Source organism: Candidatus Darwinibacter acetoxidans, assembly GCF_041936445.1.
Classification (GTDB): Bacteria; Bacillota; Limnochordia; order Darwinibacteriales; family Darwinibacteriaceae; genus DTU010.
This window is the reverse complement of the sequence record NZ_JBHGXH010000150.1, coordinates 1-1,240: the sequence shown is the minus strand read 5'-3', so window position 1 is coordinate 1,240 and position 1,240 is coordinate 1. Positions and strand designations below refer to the sequence as shown.

Annotated in this window: 1 protein-coding gene; it reads left to right on the top strand. The window is 56.5% G+C overall.

All coding sequences use genetic code 11. The features are described from left to right. Nucleotides 1-13: 13 nt before the first annotated feature. Nucleotides 14-1,141, top strand: a complete 1,128-nt coding sequence (locus ACE4YL_RS05565) for a DNA cytosine methyltransferase (protein ID WP_461369346.1) — start codon at nucleotides 14-16, stop codon at nucleotides 1,139-1,141. Nucleotides 1,142-1,240 lie beyond the last annotated feature (99 nt).

The window sequence follows — 1,240 nt, the reverse complement described above, 5'->3', positions numbered from 1 at the left end:
CGGAGGCGGGGCAATGACGCACCTATCCTTATTTTCCGGCATCGGCGGCCTTGATCTGGCCGCGGAAATGGCAGGCTTTCGGACTGTTGGTCAGGTGGAAATAGACGACTATTGCAACCGGGTCCTGGAGTATCACTGGCCCAATGTGCCGAGATGGAGGGATGTCAAAGATGTCACAGCAGAAACCTTCGAGCAAAAAACGGGAATCAAGCCGGGAACCCTGGCCCTTCTCAGCGGCGGCTTCCCTTGTCAACCGGTTAGCTGCGCCGGACAAAGAAAAGGCGACACAGACGAAAGATGGCTATGGGATGAAATGCTCCGCGTCATTTGCGAAATTAGACCGCGCTGGGTTGTGGCGGAAAACGTCAGGGGGCTTCTCTCAGCCCAGGCTATTTCAGACGGAAGGAAACTCTTTGGAAGAATACTCCGAGACTTGGCCCAAAGCGGGTATCGTGTTGGATGGCTGTGCTATGGAGCTGGTGATGTCGGTGCGCCACACAAGCGGGAAAGGGTGTTCATCGTGGCGCACTCCGCAAGCGCACAATGCCATGCAGGGGCCGAAGTCAAAAGAGTTTTACGAGGAGTGCCGGAAAACGGGCAAAAGCATGGTTACCCTGACAGATCAGGTGAAACACGAAACCTGGCCGACGCCTGCCGCGAGGGATTGGAAATCGGGCAATGCTTCTCAAGAAACTTTAAACAAGAACAGCAGACCGCTAAACGAGGTTGCAAAGAACTGGCCGACGCCCCTCAGCAACTGCTCAACCGGCCCAGGCAAACAGGGCCGGCAGGGCGGGGAGAATTTGCAGACGGCAGTAATGTGGCCGACCCCGACGTCATGCACCGGGAACAATGCCGGCCGTCTGGACGAATGGGGTGGGAAGGGGAACCCGACCAGGGGGACGAAAGAGGGCAAAGGCCAACTCAATCCGGCATGGGTAGAAATTTTGATGGGCCTCCCGCCGGGCTGGCTGGATATAGATGGCCTGCCGGGCCAGGGCCACAGTATCCCTGGGAACCGCCGAGAATCGCAACCGGGGTAAAGGACAGGGTAGAGAAACTAAAAGCGCTGGGCGATGCAGTTGTGCCGGCGCAGGCTTATCCGATATTTAGGGCGATAGCGGAAATAGTTAAATGTTAGAGGGAGAGGATTACCAGATCGTGGACATCGGCATGAGGATGCTTGAGCCGCACGAACTATTCGCGGCGCAAGGTTTCCCGGTAGACTATATTATTGACC

Coding starts and splice junctions, on each gene's coding strand:
- ACE4YL_RS05565 (WP_461369346.1), top strand. CDS start 14: ATGACGCACCTATCCTTATTTTCCGGCATCGGCGGCCTTGATCTGGCC.